Source organism: Bacteroidota bacterium (genome assembly GCA_013360915.1).
GTDB lineage: Bacteria > Bacteroidota > JABWAT01 > JABWAT01 > JABWAT01 > JABWAT01.
In genome coordinates, this window is the sequence record JABWAT010000020.1 from 1 (window position 1) to 19299 (window position 19299).

A 19299-nucleotide genomic window follows, 5' to 3' on the forward strand; every position below is an offset into this window, starting at 1 on the left:
TTGCATTCGCGGGTGGCCACCGGCATCGGTGGGCGGTGTGGGTGGCAAGGATCGCAGCTTTCAGATATTTTGTGAATCACTCATGGTTTTCTGTCTTCAAAGTACCCTGCGCATCAAAATATCTGGTAAGTGGGATGGGGGCGATCGTGCGTTTCGATGCCGGAAAGTTCTTTGCTACTTTCTTTTGAAGAAAGTTGATCACCACCAAGTGGAAAACAAACGGTTCCTGCCAGTTTGGGTTTGCTCCGCAAGGTAACTTTTTTCACAAAAAAGTCACCAAAAAACTGGGCCGACCGCCCGCCCTTAGGCTTCTTGTTATCGCTACGACCCTAACCGAATCTGAACTCGTCCCGTTTACGGGCCTCAAACAGCAGATTCGGTCTTAACGGGATCTCCGCTCACAAGGGCGCCGGGCGGCCGATGTCGGCGAAGACTACCAATTCAAAATTGCAGTGTTCAATGGGTTATTTTCCTTTGACTCCGAATGGGGTCGAACCATGAACTGCTCCCGATGTGGTCCCCGGGTGCCGAATTCGTAAAGTCTGCAGAAACCTGCAGGTTGATATGCTTCGCAGGGTTACTTTTGACGGCCTACCCTACAAATACCACGTCAGCCGGGCGATGGGGAGCGTAACAGGTGGTTCCGATTCCGGTTGTTTGAACCGGCTGGCCAGCAGCCAGTTTTCGGGCATGATCTGCACATCCCACTGTAGTTGACTGGTTGAGGCGGATCGTGAAACCATCCGCTTCCCGACCATGTAACCCGTCCAAAGACCGGCAGTGGCCAACGAGGGAGTCCATTTGTCGGCGGATACCGCAGCCGCAAATCCGAGTCCAACCAAACCGCCCCCGTAAATATATCGTTTGATCAGCCGGGCATCGTTGTAGGTGTATCCCTGATTGTCATTATCGGTGGTTCCCATCATCAGACCGATGGCGCTGCTGACACCCAATGCAGGTAAAAACCATTTTTCCTCGAAAGACTGTGAAGCTGCACCAAAACTGAAAACGGTGGAAATGACATTCAGATGGAAGTCTTCAACCAGCATGGCATCACCCAGACTCATGTTCCGTTCGTTGTACTTAAGAATTGACGGGGACCAGAACCGGGAAGTCAGGCTGAGAGCAAGTCCGGTGGCGGCCGCCGATTGTGCGCCCCGTTTGGAATCGGGCCACAGGGGATTCAGGATCAGGGCGGGCCAGAAAAGGGAGTACGTTTCTGCTTTCAGTTTTACGTAGCTGACAGAGGCTGGTTCTTTTGCGGCTTTAAAGGTCTTGAAGGAAGATACCGCGTGCAGAATTCCACCTGCGCTGGTGGCTCCGAGAATGAGGCGTTCATTATCCGGATTAAGGGCAAATCCGGCAAAGAGTCCCTGTCCCAGTCCGGCCAGATGACCATCGAAGGTGCCGGCGACAATGGAACGGTTAAGGGGTTCATCTTTTATCAGATGAGAGAGCAGGAAATAGCTGCCACCAGTGATCAGAAGCGGGGCTGCCACGCTGTTCATGCGGAACACGCCATTGGGAACGGCCACGGAATGGTAGCCAACAAAACTGACCTGTCCGATGATGAAGTCAAACTCCAGATCGGAACGGTCTTCTGTTTCAGCCAGTTCGGATTCTGAAGGTGAAATCGTAAGAAGCGAGTCAATCAGTTGACGGTTGGTCTTGAAAACCGATGGACTAACCAGCAGAAAATACCGTTGACCGGGATCGGTATACACATCGAGCACAAGGGTGGAATCGGGTTTCAGAAAAGCTTCAATTTTATAAAATCCGCCGACCGTCGGGGTCCAGACGGGTGCAAACCGGGAATTGTCATGGATGACCAGGATTTTTCCGTGTGAATCGAAGGATTGTTTACGATCGGATTGAGCAAATCCGATGATGACTGTGAGTAACAGAATGAGAAAACACAAGAGGCGTTTCATATCATCTCCTTAAACCGGGAAGCCGGTAAAACAGAAAGAGCAGCGGGATCAGCAGGATCGAGCAGGCGATCCAGAGTGAGTGAAAACCGGCCTGATCGGCCAGTGTGGTACCGGCCAGAGGTGCCAGAATCAGAGACACCCCATAGGCCATGGTGTAGAGAGCCATATATGACCCCAATCCGTTGCCGCCAGCCCGTTTGGTAATCCAGGCTGCCATAAAGGGCATGGCGAGCATTTCAGCGAAGGAAAGCAGAATTACCGACAGAAGCAAAAAGACCCAGACCGGTGGTGGCAGCAGAAACAGAAAGGCCAGAATCAGCAGAAAAATGCCACCGGGTATCAGCAGATGGTCTTTTCCTGATCCTTCCAGCCGGTTCACCAGAACCATTTCGAACAGGAAGACGAGAAATCCGTTTAAAGCAAGCAAGCCGCCAATCATGGGTTCGGTAAGATGGGCTTCGGTGCGGAAGAACAAAGGCATGGTGGAGAACAATTGGAAAAAGGCGACGGCAAAAATGATTACCAGCAGGATGAATCCCCAGTAAACGGCATCGCGGTAGGCTGGTCCGATCAGGGGAGGCCGGCCCGGGGCCGGAGCCGGTTGGCGGTGACGGAAAGCCCGGTAAAACACAAAGGCCGCGACCAGACTGGTGAGTCCGTCGGCCACGAAAATCAGACGGAAATCAATGACGGTGAGCAGGCCACCCAACGCCGGACCAATGGCGAAGCCAAGATTGGCGGCCATCCGGTTGAGAGAAAAAGCCCGTGCCACCGATTCGGGAGGTGAATACACCGCAACAGACGAGGCATTGGCTGGCCGGAACATATCCGAAAAAAAAGTGACAGTGAACAGTCCGATGGCCAGACTTTGGAAAGTCTGCAGCGGAATCAGACAGAAAAATCCGATGCCGGCGGCAGTCAGCGACACCACCTGAATTTTAAACACCCCGAACCGATCGACCAGCGCTCCGCCGGTGAGAGCGCCTGCAATGGATCCGGCACCAAACAGACTGACGAGGAGGCCGGCTTCGGTGAGGGAAAAATGCAGTTCACGGGTGACATACAGACTCATGAACGGCAGAACCATGGCCCCACTCCGGTTGATCAGCATGACGACCGCAAGCAGCCACGAGTCGCGGCTGAGGCCCGAGTAAGCAGATCGGTATTCCTGGATGATGTGTCGGAAGGGCATGTGATTGATTCCACAAAAATACTGCATGGTACTGCCACCTACATTTTCATGGGATACAGACAATCCGGGAAAAGCCGGAGTTTTGTTTCCGGAGTTTACAAAAAGGGGGTTACATGAAACAGGTCGTTACTGCAGGAATTCTTCTTTTCATTCTGGCATCAGCCGGTTTTACGCAGACCGATTCAGATTGGAGTTCAGCTTTTAATCTGTCCGGCGTTACCAATGGGGTGGTGTATGCCATTGCGGAAGACAGTTCTGGCAATGTCTGGATTGGTGGCAGTTTTTCGGGAGTGGATGGCATTCCATCAAAAAACCTGGCGTATTGGGATGGATCGAAATGGAATGGTTTTACGACGGGAGCCAATAACACGGTATTTGATATTGAAGTGGATGGAACCGGAACTGTGTTCATTGGCGGGGCTTTTTCCTCGGTGGAAGGGGTATCGGCGAATCTGGTTGCCAGATGGAACGGCGTTTCATGGTCGGCCTTGCCGGGCGGGCTTTCGGGTACCGGTGGACCGCAGGTGTGGTCGCTGGCCATCGACGAAAATGATGATTTATGGATTGGGGGATTTTTCCAATCACCCGATTCGAACCTGGTGAAATTTGACGGAACTTCCTTTACCGGATTTACATACTCACCCAATTCCACCGTGCGGGCTTTGCATCACAACGGATCATTCTTGTTTGCATCGGGGGCTTTTACTTCGGTGGGCGGACTTTCCACCGGCAGGCTTGCCAGTTATGATGGAAGCGTCTGGCGTGATTTAGGCGCTAACGCGGCATCCATGTCTGTAAACAGCATCACCTCGGTTTCCTCGGGCACCATTTATGTCGGGGGGACTTTTACTTCCATCGGTGGAGTTTCCACCACCTATCTCGCTAAAGCAGTCGTCGGAAAATCATCGGTTACCTGGAGTGGCTTTGGTTTTTCGGTGAATGGTTCCGTTCAGATGGTAGATTACAATGAAAGCCTTGGGTTGATTTTTCTCGGAGGGACTTTCAGCACGCCATCTTCCTATCTGGCCACGCTGAACACATCGGGAACCTTTAATCCAACCGGAACACCTGCTGCGCCCGATCTGGCCGTTTACTCGCTGAAAGCTTTGGAAAGTGGTGTTACCACCATCGGCGGAACCTTCTATGAAGTGGGAGGGAACGAATCGCCCGGCATTGCCCAAATCAAAACCAATCTGTCTTCCCGTGCCATGACGGCCGTGACCGGTGGCTGGGGTGCCAACAGCACCGTTGCGAAAATCGTGAAGCATCCGGTAACCGGATCGATCATCGTTGCCGGCAGCTTTACCCGGATCGGTGGAATTGAAGCGCCGTATCTCGCCAGTTTTAATGGCACTTCCTGGAGTGGGTACGGATCCGGACCCAATGGAACGGTGAATGACATCGATTTCATGTCGGATGGGGACATGATTATTGGTGGTCAGTTCACAGAAGTGAATGGGGTGTCTGCAAACCGTGTAGCCCGGCTGAACGGGAAAAACTGGGAGGCTGTTGCAGCGGATGGACCCAATAACACCGTTTACGCCGTAACTGTTACTCAACAGGATTCTGTTTTTATTGGTGGTGTGTTTACCCAAACTGCCGGATTTTTCTCTTTGCAGCGGTTTGCAAAATTGCACAATGGTGTCTGGGTGAACCGGGGTGCTTCGGGAACACCAACCGTTTTCGACCTGACGACCGGCCCCGATACCTCGGTGTATGTGGCCATGTCATCAACACTGGGACCTTTTTCCGGTGGAACGTTTAACCGGGTTGGAAACTATAAAAATGGGGTATATAACAATCTGCTGAATGGAACCACTGCCGGGATCGCCTATACCTGGGGTCGATCGCCCGACAATACCATGCTCGTGGGCGGAACATTTGGTACCATGTTTACCAGTGTTGGCAAAATTGCCGAATGGACCGGTTCCACCTGGGCGGCTGTTTCGATGAATTCCTCAACCGGATTTACCGGAATTTCCGATGAGGTTCGGGCCATTGCTGCACACTCCGATGGTCGCTTGTTTATTGGGGGATTGTTCACTGCTGGCTGGACTCAATCAGCTTCCAATCTGCTGATGGTATTTAATGATGTGGTGTACCCGATGGGATCGGGAACCAACTCGACCGTTTATACCGTCTGTGTGGATGAGGAGAACAATGAAATCTGGGTGGGAGGTACCTTTCTCACCGCGGGAAATAAACCGGCCGTCCGGCTCTCCCGCATGAGCCTGGCCAATACGGTGCCTGTTGAATTGGTTTCATTTACCGGAATCATTGCCGGTGATCAGTTCATCCTGAATTGGTCCACCAAATCGGAAACGACTAATTTTGGATGGGAAGTACAGAGGTTTCTTCCGGACCCTGAGGTTCTCGAAGGGACAGGAAGAAACCTTTCAGAAACAGACCCTTCGGACCCGGTCATTGAGCGAAGTCGAAATGCAGGGTCCGGAATTCAGAATTCGGAAGAGTGGGAGACCGTTGGATTTGTGGCAGGAAGCGGTACTACCAATTCTCCAAAATCGTATTCCTTCCAATCACCAATCATGGACCCTGAGCGGAGTCGAAGTGCTGCTCGCCAGTCACTGTTTCGTCTGAAGCAACTCGATCTCGATGGAACCGTGTCTTACAGTCAGATCCTTACCATTGACGCTTCACCTACCGGGTTCCACTTGCTGGGGAATTATCCGAATCCGTTCAACCCAACGACGGTAATCCGTTATCAGCTATCTGCAATCAGTGAAGTGAAGCTGCAGGTTTTTGATGTGACAGGACGACTGGTATCCACGTTGGTGAATGGAAAAGCAGAACCGGGAACGCATGCTGTTCCTTTCCGGGCGACCGGTCTGGCAAGCGGGGTGTATTACTATCAACTAACGGCAGGGAACCAGAAAGTGACCGGTAAAATGATGCTTATCCGATAACACGTCTTCGTAAACCTCCCGTTCAATGTCGGGAGGTTTTTATTTACTTAATATCACCACCTGAGAAGAAGCATACTTTCCGGCTTGTAACCGGACGATATAGGCACCCGAAGATAAACCCGATGCATTAAAGATTTGGGTGTAAATCCCGGGTGGCATGTAACCCGACCGGAGCACTGATACTTCCTTTCCCGTCATATCGAATACAGAAAGCCGGATAGTTGTACCAAAGGGAAGGGAAAAGGGAATTTTGGTAACCGGGTTAAACGGATTCGGATAGTTTTTCAACAACGATGGTGCAATGGGAACCGGTGATTCATCCTCTGTATCCAGGTACCAACCCGTGGTATCACCATAGGCGGTGCCGTCTATTATACAGCCTTTTAAAACGATCGATCCTCCACCTTCAGATTCTGTTTCCTGGAGTAAACCAAATTTTTCAGAATATAATTGTGTATGTGAAATTAATCCTATAGAACTCACACGAATTTCCACAGAATCATTTATGCCGAAAACATTTAATTGTTCGTTTCGAGAGTAGTAAAAGTCAATTGGCCATATTGATACAATTGTATCACCAGTTTCCTGGGTAATATACCTCGTAGTATCATTAAATGATATTATTTCAGAGATGTTTTGATTTCCATAAAAAAAAGGTATCCATCTGGAGTTGAGTGAATCAATGGGATCGTCAATATATGACCAGTATACATTTTGAGAATCAACTCTAATTGGTTGAAAAAAGGGGAGTGTTTTGATTTTATTATCAAATAAAAAGTATTCTGATCCATCATTGTGATAACTATCTATTATTTTACTACCCCATTTTTGAGTAAGGTTTGAGTAAAACCAGCCATTCCCAACTTTGTACGGTAATCTGGATTGGGAATAACAAAAAAACGGAATTATGAGAAAAATTGTTAAAATCGCTTTCATAAAGACTCCTTGAATACTAAAAAGCCTGATTTAGAAATAAATCCGGCTTTTTAGAATTATTTGGATAAAAGAAGTTTACCAGTTTTGGTAATCTGTTCAAATTGAACCTTATAGTAATAAACACCGGATGACAAACCTTGAGCATTAAACTCCAAAAGGTTGGAACCCTCAACACCATGTCCATCAAATAAATCACGGACTTTTAAGTTGGTTTGATAATTGGAAACATCACAATCTGAATCAATTTTAAATTCATATTTCCGAATGAAGAACCGCAGCAATTTACTTCATCAGTAGCGTTGACACGGTCATAATTTATCCAGTTTTTAAATGAAAGAAAAGATACAAACAAGTACCAAAATCCATTTACCAGCAATTTAATACCAGCTCAAGGTTTAGTGGTTAATTCAGAAAAACATATTACGAAAATAATCAAGCAATAATTGGTTGGGTGCTTAAAATATGTAACCAAAATAACTCTTAAAGGTTTAACCTCCGGCAGGCTGTTCGGGAAACCGGGTAGCCTTCTTTTTTTGCGAAACGGAAAAGAAAAACGGGGAATTAAATCTCGCGGTTCAGTTTCATCCGGATGATGTCGGCTTTGTTATCCACCCGGCATTTCCGGTAAATGTTCTTGATATGATGACGGACGGTTTCCAGTGAAATCTGATGCTGGTTGGCAATTTCCTGATAGGTCTGGCCATTGACCAACCCGTTTACAATATCCATTTCACGCGGTGTCAGCGGCTCGGTTTGTGTGGACTGCGCCGGTTTGCCAATAAAAGCAAGCACCTTTCTGGCGACAGAAGGTGACATGACCGATCCGCCTGCTGCCATCTGCTCCAGTGCGCGGCGGATCTCGGGAAACGGGGTGGATTTAAGCAGATACCCGGTCGCACCACGTTGAATCGCGGTGAAAATAGAATCGGCCTCTTCATGTACCGTCAGCATGACGATGGCGGAGTCGGGAAACTTAGAAGTCAGAACGGGCAGATAGTCCAGACCCGACATGCCGGGAAGTCCGATATCGAGTAAAATAACCTGTGGAATACCGATATCACCCGACTGTTTTTCAAAGGCTTCTGCCGAGGAAACCGACAACAGGCAGACCAGATCGGGCTGACTGTCGATGAATAATTCCAGTCCGTCGGAAATGACAGGATCGTCTTCAATTAATGCAATGGTAATCATACGGTGAAGGTCCGGGTTTTGCTGGCTATCCTCAATCCCATTTTCATGGGAAACGGTCCCCGGCAATGACCACATGAGTTCCATTTTGCCGGATAAACGTCAGGGTGGCGCCAATGGCCTGTGCCCGCCGGGTCATGTTCTTCAATCCGTTTCCGCGGCCTGGTGACTCAGGAAGTCCTTTTCCTTCATCGGCAACCAGAATGCTCCAGCGGTTGCCCTGCCTGATCAGGTGAACCCGGATGACCGGACTACCCGAGTGCTTTACCGCATTATTCACCGCCTCCTTCACCAGCAGATACAGATTCTGCCGTAACCTGATATCCATTTTATCGGAATGAGTCCAGCCTTCCTCCCGAAAATCGAGATGAATCCCGACGGGTCCGGTGAGGGATTCGGCAGCCGACCGGATTCGCCCGATCCAGTCGCCAACGGTATCCTTCCCGGCATCGATACTCCAGATCACATCGCTCATGGTTCGAAGCACGGCCTGACTGTCATCAATCAGTCGCTGGGCTTGTTGTTCCCGCTGATCAGGCTGAACCTGAGCTGCCAGCAGATTGGCCTGCATGTTTACACGGGTCAGTTGAGCTCCCACATCGTCGTGAAGATCCCTTGCAATCTGCATTCGTAACTGTTCCACCGCTTTCAGTTTTTGTAACCGGTTCAGAAGCAAAAGAAACGGAATTCCAATGATGAGCAGGACGGCCAGCAACCGGAACCACCAGGTCATGTAAAAAGGGGGCAAAACCCTGAACCGCAGGTCAACCGGTTTTACAGACCATTGACCGGCATGGTCGGCGCCGCGGATTTGTAAAGTGTAGTCGCCCGGGTCGAGATTGGTAAACACAAACCTGCTTTCGGATGAAGGAACCGACCACCCGGATTGAAATCCTTCCAGTCGCCAGGAAAACCGATGTCGTTCAGGATGGTTGTACCGCAAAACAGCGGCCCGCACATCCAGAATTTTATCGAGATACCCGATGGTCAGTCCGTCCTTTTCGCGCAGATTTACCGGCCGGTTACCAACCAGCACCGAAACCAGACCAACGGAAGGCGGTTGGGTGGGTTCATTGAACCGGGAGGGGTCGAAGGATACCGGACCGGTGATCGTTCCAAACAGAAGCGTTCCATTGGCACGAACCAGTGCTGCGGCTGTGTTGAATTCATCAGAAGGAAGTCCGTCAGTATGGTCAAAAACGGTTACCAGGAGAGGTCTTTTATTATCACTTTCCGGCCGGAACCGGACCAGCCCGAGATTGGTACCCGCCCAGAACCAGCCAAACCGGTCCTGACGAAGCGAATAAATGACTTCATTGGGTAAACCGGCATCGGACCCAAACCGGGTAAATCCGTTCAGTTCCTGATCAAAGCGGTTTAATCCCGATGTAGTCGCCACCCAGATATGATCCGAGGCGTCCTTTATCAGATCGAGGACTGTGTTGGCAGACAGGCTGCTCAGGTCATCCGGCCGGTAGGTAAAGGTCTGTGTTGGTTTCCAGCCGGCGGGTCGTCTGATCAGTTCAGTGATACCTTCATTCCTGAAGGCCATCCAAACCGTTGAATCGTTGATGAACAGCAGGTGCTCGGCATTCCGGCTTTTCAGACCAGCTTGTTCTCCTGAATTTATCAGGGTTCCTGTGGAAGGTTGCCAGGTGTACCAGCCGGAATTGGAGAGAATCCAGAGCTGATCTGCCGATACCCAGACGAGTTTCCGTATGGCGCCGGGAATCCGGGAAGAAAGCGGCCAGGGTGTTTCCTTTCGCGTAACCGGATCGATCGTTGCAACACCCTGATTACCGCCTGCCCAAAGCGTCCCGTTAAAATCTGCTGTCACCGTCAGAACATCGGGAAGCCGCTTCCCGCCGGATGTTGGTTTCCACGTCTCTCCGTCCGAAAAAGCGAGTCCTTCTTTATACCGTCCGGCCCATAACCGGCCGCTTGCATCCTGAAAAAAGGACCGGACCTGCGATCCGGCCAGTCCTTCCGGCATTTGAAATCGTTCCAGATCAGGCCGGAAGAGTGTGAGCCCGCCACCCCATGTTCCCACCCAGACATTGCCATCGCGGTCTTCGAGAACCCGGCGGATGTAATTCACCTTCAGATGACCGGTTTCTGCTTTCAGCCAGCAAAGTTCTTCTCCGTTACGGTTAAACACCCGTATTCCCTGATCGTAGGTTCCAGCCCACAGACGACCGCTGCGATCAACCGTCAGGGTGGTGATCAATGGTTTCCAGTCTGTCGGACCGAAAGAAGAGAACCGGTTGGTTTGGGTATTGAACAGAAGCAGACCCGTTCGGGTGGCCACGGCAAGAAACCGGTCATCCAGTCGGGTGGTTTCGACGATAAAATCGGTGTCGGGCCGGTTCACATCGCGGGATGGCAGCCATGATTGAAAACTGGTATCCTTCCAGCCCAGAAAATTCAAGCCTGATCGTGTAGAGACCCATATACCATCCTGAACGGCAAGCAGATGCCTGACGAAAGGATCAGACAGTCCGGATCGGAAATACCGGAACCGGTTGGAGGTTTCATCGAAGCTGGCAACACCTTGGCCCCAGGTAGCGAGAATCAATGACCGGTTTGGAGAGATAACCACATCGCGTATCACCGGCGAAGTCAGTCCGGTCAGAGAATCGGGTAACCAGAACCGTATTGAGTCGGCAGGAACATCCAACCGGTTCAATCCGCCGGCCTCGGTCGCCAGCCAGAAAACCCCGGGTTCTGCTTCTGCAATACGGTTAAACCAGTTATCAGAAAACGACCGCAAGTCGGTGGAAGACCGTCTCCACGTGGTCCACTGAACCCCATCAAACCGGGAAAGTCCGTCCTGAGTCGCCGCCCAGATAAATCCGGCCGAATCCTGGCGTACATCCAGAATAACCGACTGTCCGGCATTCAGATGCAGTGGGGGAGTCAGTCGTACCGGTTGAGCAGTCAGGCTGAAAACACCCAGCGTGGTAAGAACCAGAAAAAAAGGAAAACGCATGGCTACGTTGATTTCTTTGGCAGCTTTCCTTCCGATTTCAACCGGTCGTACTCGCTCCAGACGTAGAACATGGCCAATTCCCTGAACTCGCCCCAGGAATCGAGCAGGATTGCCCACCCGGAGTCGGTGGTGGATTCGGGACCGTACACCGCATCGACCACTTTCCGGAATCCGCCTTCCATGGGTACCCGGGCATCGAGTTTTCCGAATCCGAAGGGAAGGGCAAAGGCGGCGGTGAATTTTCCCACACCGCGAATGGTTTGCAAGCGGGTCAGAATCTCTTCGGAAGGCAGATCAAACCAGTCATTAAAAACCAGATCACCAGCGGCCAGACGTTTCGATAATCCGCCGAGATAGTCAATCTTCTGACGGCTGAGCGACATGCTTTTCAATTGTGTTTCGGACAGTTTTGCAAACTGATCGGGCCGCGGAAAACACCAGAAATCCATTCCCTGCCAGTGAACGTGCGTGCCTGCCTGTTCCATGAGCGACTCGAGAATCCGCTGGGTAAGTCGTTCACTGACCTGGCTGGAGATAATGCTGTGGGCAATGCATTCCCACGGCGTGGGGAATATGACCGGGTGATAGCCCCAGCGGGCTTTCACAAGCTCTTTCAGTATCGGATCGGTTTTGCTCTTTATCACCCGGTTGAGATCATACGGCAGCGAAAATTGCCGGCTGACCGCCTGCCGGACGGCTTCCACCTGTTTTACAGACAGGTCGGATGGAACATCCAATGCCAGTTCAGGTTTTTCCACCGATCCGTTCCAGGTCAGTGAAAAAACGGTTGAAAACTGATCAAGAGACAGGCTCTGGAAATACGTTTCACCGGTCCAGGCGTGAACGAGTGACAGGGACCAGGACTCGATTTGTCTGATTGATTCGTGAAATTGAAAGGGGGCGACCGGTTTTAAGGTGATGGTCTGAATGGACATGGGTGACTGATCCTGATTACGGTGGTGTCAACAATAAATTACAGCTAAAATCCCTCGTTGCCAATTGGACCGCATTCCCGGGGTTCCCGTTTTGGAAAAATGGGTTGGCATGATTTTCGTCTGATTGTTTCCATTATTAACCAGAAACGGAGTCCGGTATGAAGCGTGTAGTGTCGGGTATTGCGTGTGCGGTGTTGCTTGTTCTTCTTCCCGGTTGTGCCCAGATCGGGTCGGTGGTGGGAAATCTGATGACCCAGAAAACCAGCAATCTGGGTGATGTGGCCATGCAGGTACGGCTGATTCAGAATTTATATCCGAAAGAAGCAGCCACCACCGAAGTAAGTTATGCCAGTGATAAGTGGGTGCCGGGTTCGAACAGCCTGGTGGTCAATTTTACCAAACGGCAGGGGATTGGGATGTACACCATCGATGGAGTGATTAAAAACGGAGCGGATACCTTGCCCTACTGGTCCAATGGTGTGTATGCCAGAACGGTCAGTGATCTGGGCCCGCAACCGGTCGAAGTGGTGACCTCCAGCGGTCAGACCTTTAAAACCACGGTAACACCCGTTGAACCCATCAAAATCAAATCGGTGAATGGCGGCACGGGAACCATTGATTTTAACAAAGACCTGGTATTGGAATTCGAGCATCCGAAAGGTGCTAAGAACACCGAGGGGAAGGCCTACCTCATCCTGGATGTCATGGGAACAACTTCTTTCGTGGAAATTGCCTCCTTCCGGCTGAAGGATAAAGTGACCATTCCTGCGGTGGCTTTCCGGAATATTCCCAATCTGAAACCACGGACCGGACCGACCTGGCTGCTGGTTGAGCGGTTTAAGGTGGAACCCGTTCAACGGGGTGTGGTAGGGGCCTGCCAGGTGATTTCGGTGGCCTGGGATCATGCACAGGTCACGGTAACCGGTGAACTGGATAAGGTTGATTTCATCAATACGAAAATTGAAAGCGGTGAAGATGATAAAAAGCTGGTGGCCGAACTGAGCAAACCCAATGCCTATACCGGAAAACCATTTTCCACCGCGAAGAAAATGGCGCTGGTGTCACTGAGCGTCCGTGCCACCAAACTCATGCAGACCCGTACGTCGACCAACACAACGAAAACCTATGGCGGCGGATACGTGACCACCACAACCACGACGACCACTTCCACCCGGAAATTCCCGACCCTGCCCGATGCTTACTGGGACAAATTGCTCGATAATCTGTATAAGGATGTCTCCGGACTGATGAAAAAACGGTACAATATTGAACTGATCCCCATGGAAAAAGTTCTGGCATCGAAAACCTATCAGGATCTGGAAGAGATTAAGGATGAAGCGTCGGTGGTCGAGGTTTCCAAATCGTACAAAGGAACCAAAAGCCTCATTCCGACCAGTCTGTCTTCCATGATCAGCAGTGTGTCTTCCACCTTTGCGGCGGATCGGACCGATGCACGACTGATTGAGGAACTGGATGTGGACGGACTGATTTCGGTCACCCTTGATCTGGAAATGCCCTGGTTTGATGAAGCAGCCAAGGCCACCCTTGCTCCGCGTCTGGCCATCCGGATTTCGGGTGAACCCAATGGATATCTGTACGGACCTACCATTTACACCCAGGGTGTGGTGTATGGAATGGGCGATCCCATCAGTGATGCCATCATGGAATCTGGGAGTTTTCCCGGTGAGTTTCTGGAAGGGGTGGTCCGGTTAAAGGATCTGAATACGTTGCTGAATAAGGCTTTGGATGAACAGGCGGCCCGGGAAAAGGAATTGGGTTATCAGGAGATCTGGAATCTCCGGAAATAATTTCCCGGTGACCGGCAAAGGGGGCTTCAGGGCCCCCTTTTTGTTTCGGCCGGTTCTGAAAAATACCCGGCTGGTCTATTTTTGCGGAATGTCTGCTTTAATTGGTCCATCATCACCCATTGGTGTTTTCGATTCCGGCATCGGCGGATTGACCGTTGTGAAGGAAATACACCGGTTACTTCCGAAAGAATCCATTGTATACTTTGGCGATACCGGTCGGGTTCCGTATGGAAATAAAAGCCGGGATACCATCATTGACTACTCGCTTCAGATCACCCGTTTTCTCGAATCAAAAGGGGTGAAGCTGATCGTCATTGCCTGCAACACGGCCACGGCCTTTGCCCTGACAGCCGTTCGTGAAGCCACCCGGCTTCCGGTTATCGGAGTGATCGACCCCGGTGCACGCGCAGCCATCCGCAAATCGAAAAGCGGTAAAATTGGTGTGATCGGAACGGTTGGTACCATCAATTCGAAGGCGTATGAAACCGCCATCCGTCAAGCCAATCCGGCAGTGGAGGTTTTTGGGCAGGCGACCCCGCTTCTCGTTCCGCTGGTCGAGGAAGGCTGGCTGAACCATCCGGCAACGAAGCTGATTATCCGGGAATATTTAAAACCTCTCGAAAATCATCACGTCGATACGCTGGTGCTCGGCTGCACGCACTATCCGCTGCTGAAGGAAGCCATCCGCCGTGAAACGTTCGATTCCATTTCACTGGTCGATTCGGGCGAGGAAACCGCCCTCGATGTGCAGACGACCCTGAAAAGCAACCATCTGCTTTCCAAAGCATCCAGCCGGGATCCTTACCAGTTTTATGTGAGTGACTTCAACTTCCGCTTTGGTGACCTTGGCCGGATGTTCCTCGAAGAACCCTTCGACCATGTGGAACGGGTCGAAGTCGGCTGAGTCAGGCGAATACGCCCGATTTTTTGATAATCAGGACGGCGACCACGGTTTCCAGCATGCTCAGCGGCAGGGCAAACGGTAAAATCCCCCAGGGAAGCACACCCAGATTCCCGATCACCAGCCACATCATCGGAAATGCCAGCACCCATGCCCAGACGGAAGTAATTGCCCAGTTGCGGTGTTTGCTCAGTTCAATGATCACGAGCGTGTAAACCATCGTCCAGATGCCCCAGACGGCGCCGTTCACCGGGGCCTCGGGAAATACCTGACCCATGGCCTGGTAATGTTCCACCCAGAAATCCCTGAGCAGAAATGAATTCCGGATAAATTCTGACAGACTGATCCATGCGGTGACTGCCAGGAAAATGCCCACTTTTTTTAACATATCAGCACTCCTTCCTGATTCTTCAGAAAATCCAATTCGCGGCCGCTTCTTATTTCATCGGTCAGGTCCTGCATGAACCGGGCCGCGGGGGCGCCATCCACCACATCGTGGTCGAAGGAAACGGTCAGACAGAGGTGTTCCCGGGTTTCATACCCGCTGTCTGTTTCCACCACACGGTTAATCATACTCCCGACTGTCAGAAGCACCGTGGCACTGCCATGCGGAATGAACCAGACAGGTGACTGACAATGCATTCCCACCGAGGTGATGGCCAGCTTTCCGTAGCGAAGTCCCATTTTTACCGAGCGGTCCGCCAGACGGATCATCGCTTTCATGAGAAACCCGGGAATCAGCCGGAACCAGCGATTGCCCGAAAGTGCACCCAGCCGGGAAGGTGGTGTCTGTTGTGCGTTTCTGATCCGGGTGTGGATCGCATCAACCGGCAGGGCCCCGCAATCGTGAATAACCAATGGTTCCGGATACCGTTCCCCGTTGAGTTCCCGCTCGACCAGGACGCTGATGGTGATCTGATCCGGAAAAATCAGTCGCCCTCCGGCGATGAACGCATTCAGTCCCGGGTGCCGTTGTATGGTGACGGCCAGACACCTTGCCAGATAGGCCGTGAAGGAAATCCGGATTCCGGTACGGGATGCATGGTCTCTGATCTGTTGTCTGGGAACGGAGACATCGGTTTCGGTAAAGGCGTGAATGGCATTTTTCTGCCGGGTGACCGATGCAGAGGCGATCACCGCTTTCCTGAGCAGGCTTAATGGCTGACTGGTAAATCCGGTACTGGCTGAACTCATGGGTTCTATGACTCTGAAAATCCTTCGAAAAACATTGCTTTCACTTTTAATGGAACATCGTGTTGGTTCACACCTCTTGATAATTTCTTTTCAGATCCGACCGGAAAAACCAGATGGTCAGACCAGACATGGCGATCAGGGACGGAAGCATCCGCAGCCAGGAGTCGGTGTTCGCGGTGAGCAGGGACATCAATCCGATCAGGAAACCGGAGAGGAAAAAGCGTTGCAGAAGGGATTTCAGGTCCATGAGGCCGGTGAGCGGAACCGAGGCGGTCCGTGAGGTCACCACGAGATAATACCCTGCCTGAATCCATGTGGAAAGAACCAGAGCCAGTGCAATGCCGGCCAGCCCCAGAAACGGATACAGACTGAACATGAGACTCAGCGATAAAGCCAGATCGAGAATGGCGCCGGTGACGAGCCGCCGGCTGTCCCCGCGGACCTGCAGCAGCGAACTGAAGGACCCGATCCGGACCGGAAGCACCCAGCAATAGATTCCGAACAGAACAGCCGAGGCCGCATAGGTTTCCGAGAAGAGCAGGGTAATGACCCAATCCCGTTGCCAGAAAGCGAAGAAAAACAGAGGGAACACCAGTCCGGCTGTCCAGCGCGTGGTGATCCGGAAAACACGGAACGGATCGGTCTGATGGCCATGCAGCGACTCACTCATCTGACTGGTGGCCACAGCAGCCACGCTGGTCATCAGCATGGTGATAAAGGGAATCTCAAATGTGCCATTGAAATAAACGGCGAAATCGGCAGGAAGCACCAGGACCGCCACCACCAGTTTATCGAGCCAGCGGGATACAATCTGCAGGGCGTCATTCAGCCCGAATCCGAACCAGACACCGGCCACATTTTCAGTTCCGGTCACCTGATCGGCTGCGCGGTCGGGAATCTGCCCGAGAAGATAGGAAAGGGCCATGAGGCGCAGCCCGGAAACTGCCATCCAACCGGTGAGCAGGTTCACCAGTGAGTAACCGGTTTGCCAGACCAGGATGTGCACAGCCAGAAATCCCACCGACCAGACAGAATTGATCAGTTGCAGCGACCATTCCTGATTGGCCCGGATGGCACGCGATTCAAGAACAGCAAACCACGATTGAATCAGCACCAGTCCGGCAGAGAGCAATGAAACCGGTAGCGGATAGCCGCCCGCCAGATAGAGAGTCAGGCCGGTGATCAGGGCCAGCAGGGCAGACAGAAGAGAGGCCGACCGGAAGAGTGAAGTCCGGCGATCAGCCGTCCAACGGACCGACTGACTGAGGACCAGCGAAGGAAATCCCCAGGCGGTTAACACCGATGCCACCGACAGATGCACCCACAAGGTCGTGTAAACGCCATAATCGGCGGGCGGCAATACCCGGGAAAACAGCATGCCGACCATCAGAATGGTAACCGATGGGATAAACCGGGAGAAAAACAGACCTGCGATCCGGCCGGGAGAAACCATCATGAACGCGAGGCTGCAAAATGACGGCAGGCGGCTTCATCTAACTGCCGGATCACAACGGCTGGATTTCCTGCAAGAACGCAGTACCCGTCGGGAAAGGATTTGGTGACGACCGCCCCTGCCCCGATGATGGTAAAGTCGCCCAGTTCCACGCCGGGAAGCACGATGGCACCCATCCCCAGCCAGCAGAACCGGCCGATCCGGATGGGAGGCGCGGGAACATGCCGTTGGTTGTCAATGGGATCATGGTTGGCCGAGATCAGGCCGACGTTCGGACCGATATTGGTGAAATCGCCGATTTCCACGCCGTTTTTGGCGTTGATATACACACCCGGACTGTCACCGGGATACACCGACCGGCCGCATTTGATCCTTTCCGGATTTCCGATGGTACTGGTGAAATGCACCGGCCAGGGTACGGTCGGATTGAGACGAAGGATTTTCTTAAAAAACTGATCCTGCAGGCAGAAACGCAGACCGACATCGGGGGGAAAGCCGAACAGCCGTTTGATCAGCCGGAAACGCGGGGTGGCAGGGGTGCTTGGCCCGGCCGGGGCAACCTGATAGGGAGTTTGTTCTTCAGACACAGACCGAAGTAAGCAGAAAAACAGGGAAAATTCAATTCACGGTTACCGGGGGAATATGGACGCCAAGACGCCAGGACGCAAAGGTTCAATTCGTTTTAACACGAAGAGCGCCAAGGGTTCATAACCAGGAACGCAATGGTTATTAGTACAGGAAACTCAGCGCCTTAGCGTCTTCGCGTACATATTTTAAACCCTCCCTTTCTGATTGAATCTTACAAACCGTAAAACATCTACATGCATCTCCTTGCCTTTTTCTTGTGCCACTTATTGACATCTGATGTTTTTTTTTTTCTTAATATTAATCATCGAGGTGCTTGTAAGTGTCAAGATTGGGAGTTAAAATGAAAAAGAATCGTTTATTTGGTCTGCAGATACTGGCTTTGGGAATGCTGGTATCTGCCTGCGTCGAGCCCAAATTTGCCGAGGAAACAGCGCAAACAGACAGAAATGCGGGAGTTCGGTTAAGGCCAAGCCAGGCGTATGCTGCATTCTACGAAGAAGAGGTTTTATCGGTAAAGCCACGGATCAGAGGGAGCATTCTTGCCAAAGGAGCCAGTGAGGCGGAAGCCCCCATTCTGACCCGTTATGAAAAGGCCATGGTCGTGGAAAACTGGGATAGCACAGGCCGTTTTTCCTACGAAAAAACCTTCGTGGATGGCACCTACGAAGGGAAAGCCTTTGCTCCTTCCAAGAGAGGTGAACCAGGACCGGGAGAAATTAAAGAATCTGAATTTCACAAGGGCATGAAAGTCAGACGATTGGTTATAAATGACCACGAATCAGTATCCTACCTGGATAACGGAGAGGTGAAAAGGACTCCCATACCCGATGCAGTTTTAACAGAAATTGAACGGATTAAACAGGAAACGGGTGAGTGGGTCCCTTCCACCGGACCCGATACCACCGGTGGTCTGAACGGTAAATGGTTGGAGCAATTGGAAAAGTCTGTGACCCGTAATGGTGGAACACTGAGCATTAACAATAAGAATCAGATTTCAGCCATTTTCAAACAATCCCAATCAGATGACTACCTGCACATCCTGATGGATGGTAATACCGGAATGACTCTACAGGAAGCCTTGTATGTAGGAGGATCCCTTTCACTGCTGACCAAATATGCCTATACCGAAATTGGAAACCGGTTCTTCCCGGTTATGATATCGACCCGGTTATTCGATAGGGTGGATGGCAGGTTGACCCTGATATCTGAGACAATGGAAACACGCAACAAGTACCGGATCATGCCGAAGTAGGAGTTACC

The 19299-nt window shown here is 51.5% G+C and carries 14 protein-coding genes; 4 read left to right on the top strand and 10 right to left on the bottom strand.

The genetic code is table 11. The features are described from left to right. Positions 1-596: 596 nt before the first annotated feature. Both HUU10_13855 and HUU10_13860 read right to left on the bottom strand, forming a co-directional pair. Positions 597-1931 carry a hypothetical protein gene (locus HUU10_13855; GenBank protein ID NUQ82690.1) on the bottom strand — a complete coding sequence of 445 codons (1335 nt, stop codon included), beginning with the start codon at positions 1929-1931 and terminating at the stop codon, positions 597-599. Position 1932: 1 nt separating this feature from the next. Beyond that, on the bottom strand, positions 1933-3123 hold the full coding sequence (locus HUU10_13860) for an MFS transporter (GenBank protein ID NUQ82691.1): 1191 nt from the start codon (positions 3121-3123) through the stop codon (positions 1933-1935). 113 nt (positions 3124-3236) lie between these two features. Here HUU10_13860 and HUU10_13865 point away from each other — a divergent pair, with 113 nt between their 5' ends. Then, a complete protein-coding gene (locus tag HUU10_13865) occupies positions 3237-6047 on the top strand; it encodes a T9SS type A sorting domain-containing protein (protein NUQ82692.1) in 2811 nt (936 codons plus the stop codon). A gap of 39 nt (positions 6048-6086) precedes the next feature. Here the strand turns inward: HUU10_13865 and HUU10_13870 are convergent, their stop codons facing one another. From HUU10_13870 to HUU10_13885, 4 genes are all read right to left on the bottom strand, one after another. Continuing rightward, complete coding sequence (locus tag HUU10_13870) at positions 6087-6983, bottom strand: T9SS type A sorting domain-containing protein (protein ID NUQ82693.1); 897 nt, start codon at positions 6981-6983, stop codon at positions 6087-6089. A gap of 561 nt (positions 6984-7544) precedes the next feature. Next, entirely contained in the window at positions 7545-8174 is a 630-nt protein-coding gene (locus tag HUU10_13875) for a response regulator transcription factor (GenBank protein ID NUQ82694.1), read from the bottom strand. A gap of 43 nt (positions 8175-8217) precedes the next feature. Then, positions 8218-11160 (bottom strand): hypothetical protein, encoded by a 2943-nt coding sequence (locus HUU10_13880; GenBank protein NUQ82695.1) that lies wholly within the window; start codon positions 11158-11160, stop codon positions 8218-8220. Positions 11161-11162: 2 nt separating this feature from the next. After that, positions 11163-12095 (bottom strand): DNA-3-methyladenine glycosylase 2 family protein, encoded by a 933-nt coding sequence (locus tag HUU10_13885; protein ID NUQ82696.1) that lies wholly within the window; start codon positions 12093-12095, stop codon positions 11163-11165. Between the two features lie 158 nt (positions 12096-12253). Between HUU10_13885 and HUU10_13890 the strand changes: the two genes are divergently transcribed. Continuing rightward, complete coding sequence (locus tag HUU10_13890) at positions 12254-13903, top strand: hypothetical protein (GenBank protein NUQ82697.1); 1650 nt, start codon at positions 12254-12256, stop codon at positions 13901-13903. A gap of 88 nt (positions 13904-13991) precedes the next feature. Then, a complete protein-coding gene (locus tag HUU10_13895) occupies positions 13992-14807 on the top strand; it encodes a glutamate racemase (GenBank protein ID NUQ82698.1) in 816 nt (271 codons plus the stop codon). A gap of 1 nt (position 14808) precedes the next feature. On the opposite strand, the gene HUU10_13900 is transcribed toward HUU10_13895, so the two are convergent. The 4 genes from HUU10_13900 to HUU10_13915 all read right to left on the bottom strand — a co-directional run bounded on the left by HUU10_13900 (position 14809) and on the right by HUU10_13915 (position 18038). After that, positions 14809-15192 (bottom strand): hypothetical protein, encoded by a 384-nt coding sequence (locus HUU10_13900; GenBank protein NUQ82699.1) that lies wholly within the window; start codon positions 15190-15192, stop codon positions 14809-14811. Next, a complete protein-coding gene (locus HUU10_13905; GenBank protein NUQ82700.1) occupies positions 15186-15998 on the bottom strand; it encodes a 2-oxo acid dehydrogenase subunit E2 in 813 nt (270 codons plus the stop codon). Before HUU10_13905 ends, HUU10_13900 begins: the two co-directional genes overlap by 7 nt. A gap of 67 nt (positions 15999-16065) precedes the next feature. Then, positions 16066-17454, bottom strand: coding sequence for an oligosaccharide flippase family protein (locus tag HUU10_13910; protein NUQ82701.1), 1389 nt, complete (start codon positions 17452-17454; stop codon positions 16066-16068). Then, the gene (locus HUU10_13915) at positions 17451-18038 is read right to left on the bottom strand and encodes an acyltransferase (GenBank protein ID NUQ82702.1); all 588 of its coding nucleotides are present in this window, start codon (positions 18036-18038) and stop codon (positions 17451-17453) included. Before HUU10_13915 ends, HUU10_13910 begins: the two co-directional genes overlap by 4 nt. 341 nt (positions 18039-18379) lie before the next feature. Here HUU10_13915 and HUU10_13920 point away from each other — a divergent pair, with 341 nt between their 5' ends. Further along, entirely contained in the window at positions 18380-19291 is a 912-nt protein-coding gene (locus tag HUU10_13920; protein NUQ82703.1) for a hypothetical protein, read from the top strand. Positions 19292-19299 lie beyond the last annotated feature (8 nt).

Coding starts and splice junctions, on each gene's coding strand:
- HUU10_13855 (NUQ82690.1), bottom strand. CDS start 1,931: ATGAAACGCCTCTTGTGTTTTCTCATTCTGTTACTCACAGTCATCATC.
- HUU10_13860 (NUQ82691.1), bottom strand. CDS start 3,123: ATGCCCTTCCGACACATCATCCAGGAATACCGATCTGCTTACTCGGGC.
- HUU10_13865 (NUQ82692.1), top strand. CDS start 3,237: ATGAAACAGGTCGTTACTGCAGGAATTCTTCTTTTCATTCTGGCATCA.
- HUU10_13870 (NUQ82693.1), bottom strand. CDS start 6,983: ATGAAAGCGATTTTAACAATTTTTCTCATAATTCCGTTTTTTTGTTAT.
- HUU10_13875 (NUQ82694.1), bottom strand. CDS start 8,174: ATGATTACCATTGCATTAATTGAAGACGATCCTGTCATTTCCGACGGA.
- HUU10_13880 (NUQ82695.1), bottom strand. CDS start 11,160: ATGCGTTTTCCTTTTTTTCTGGTTCTTACCACGCTGGGTGTTTTCAGC.
- HUU10_13885 (NUQ82696.1), bottom strand. CDS start 12,095: ATGTCCATTCAGACCATCACCTTAAAACCGGTCGCCCCCTTTCAATTT.
- HUU10_13890 (NUQ82697.1), top strand. CDS start 12,254: ATGAAGCGTGTAGTGTCGGGTATTGCGTGTGCGGTGTTGCTTGTTCTT.
- HUU10_13895 (NUQ82698.1), top strand. CDS start 13,992: ATGTCTGCTTTAATTGGTCCATCATCACCCATTGGTGTTTTCGATTCC.
- HUU10_13900 (NUQ82699.1), bottom strand. CDS start 15,192: ATGTTAAAAAAAGTGGGCATTTTCCTGGCAGTCACCGCATGGATCAGT.
- HUU10_13905 (NUQ82700.1), bottom strand. CDS start 15,998: ATGAGTTCAGCCAGTACCGGATTTACCAGTCAGCCATTAAGCCTGCTC.
- HUU10_13910 (NUQ82701.1), bottom strand. CDS start 17,454: ATGATGGTTTCTCCCGGCCGGATCGCAGGTCTGTTTTTCTCCCGGTTT.
- HUU10_13920 (NUQ82703.1), top strand. CDS start 18,380: ATGAAAAAGAATCGTTTATTTGGTCTGCAGATACTGGCTTTGGGAATG.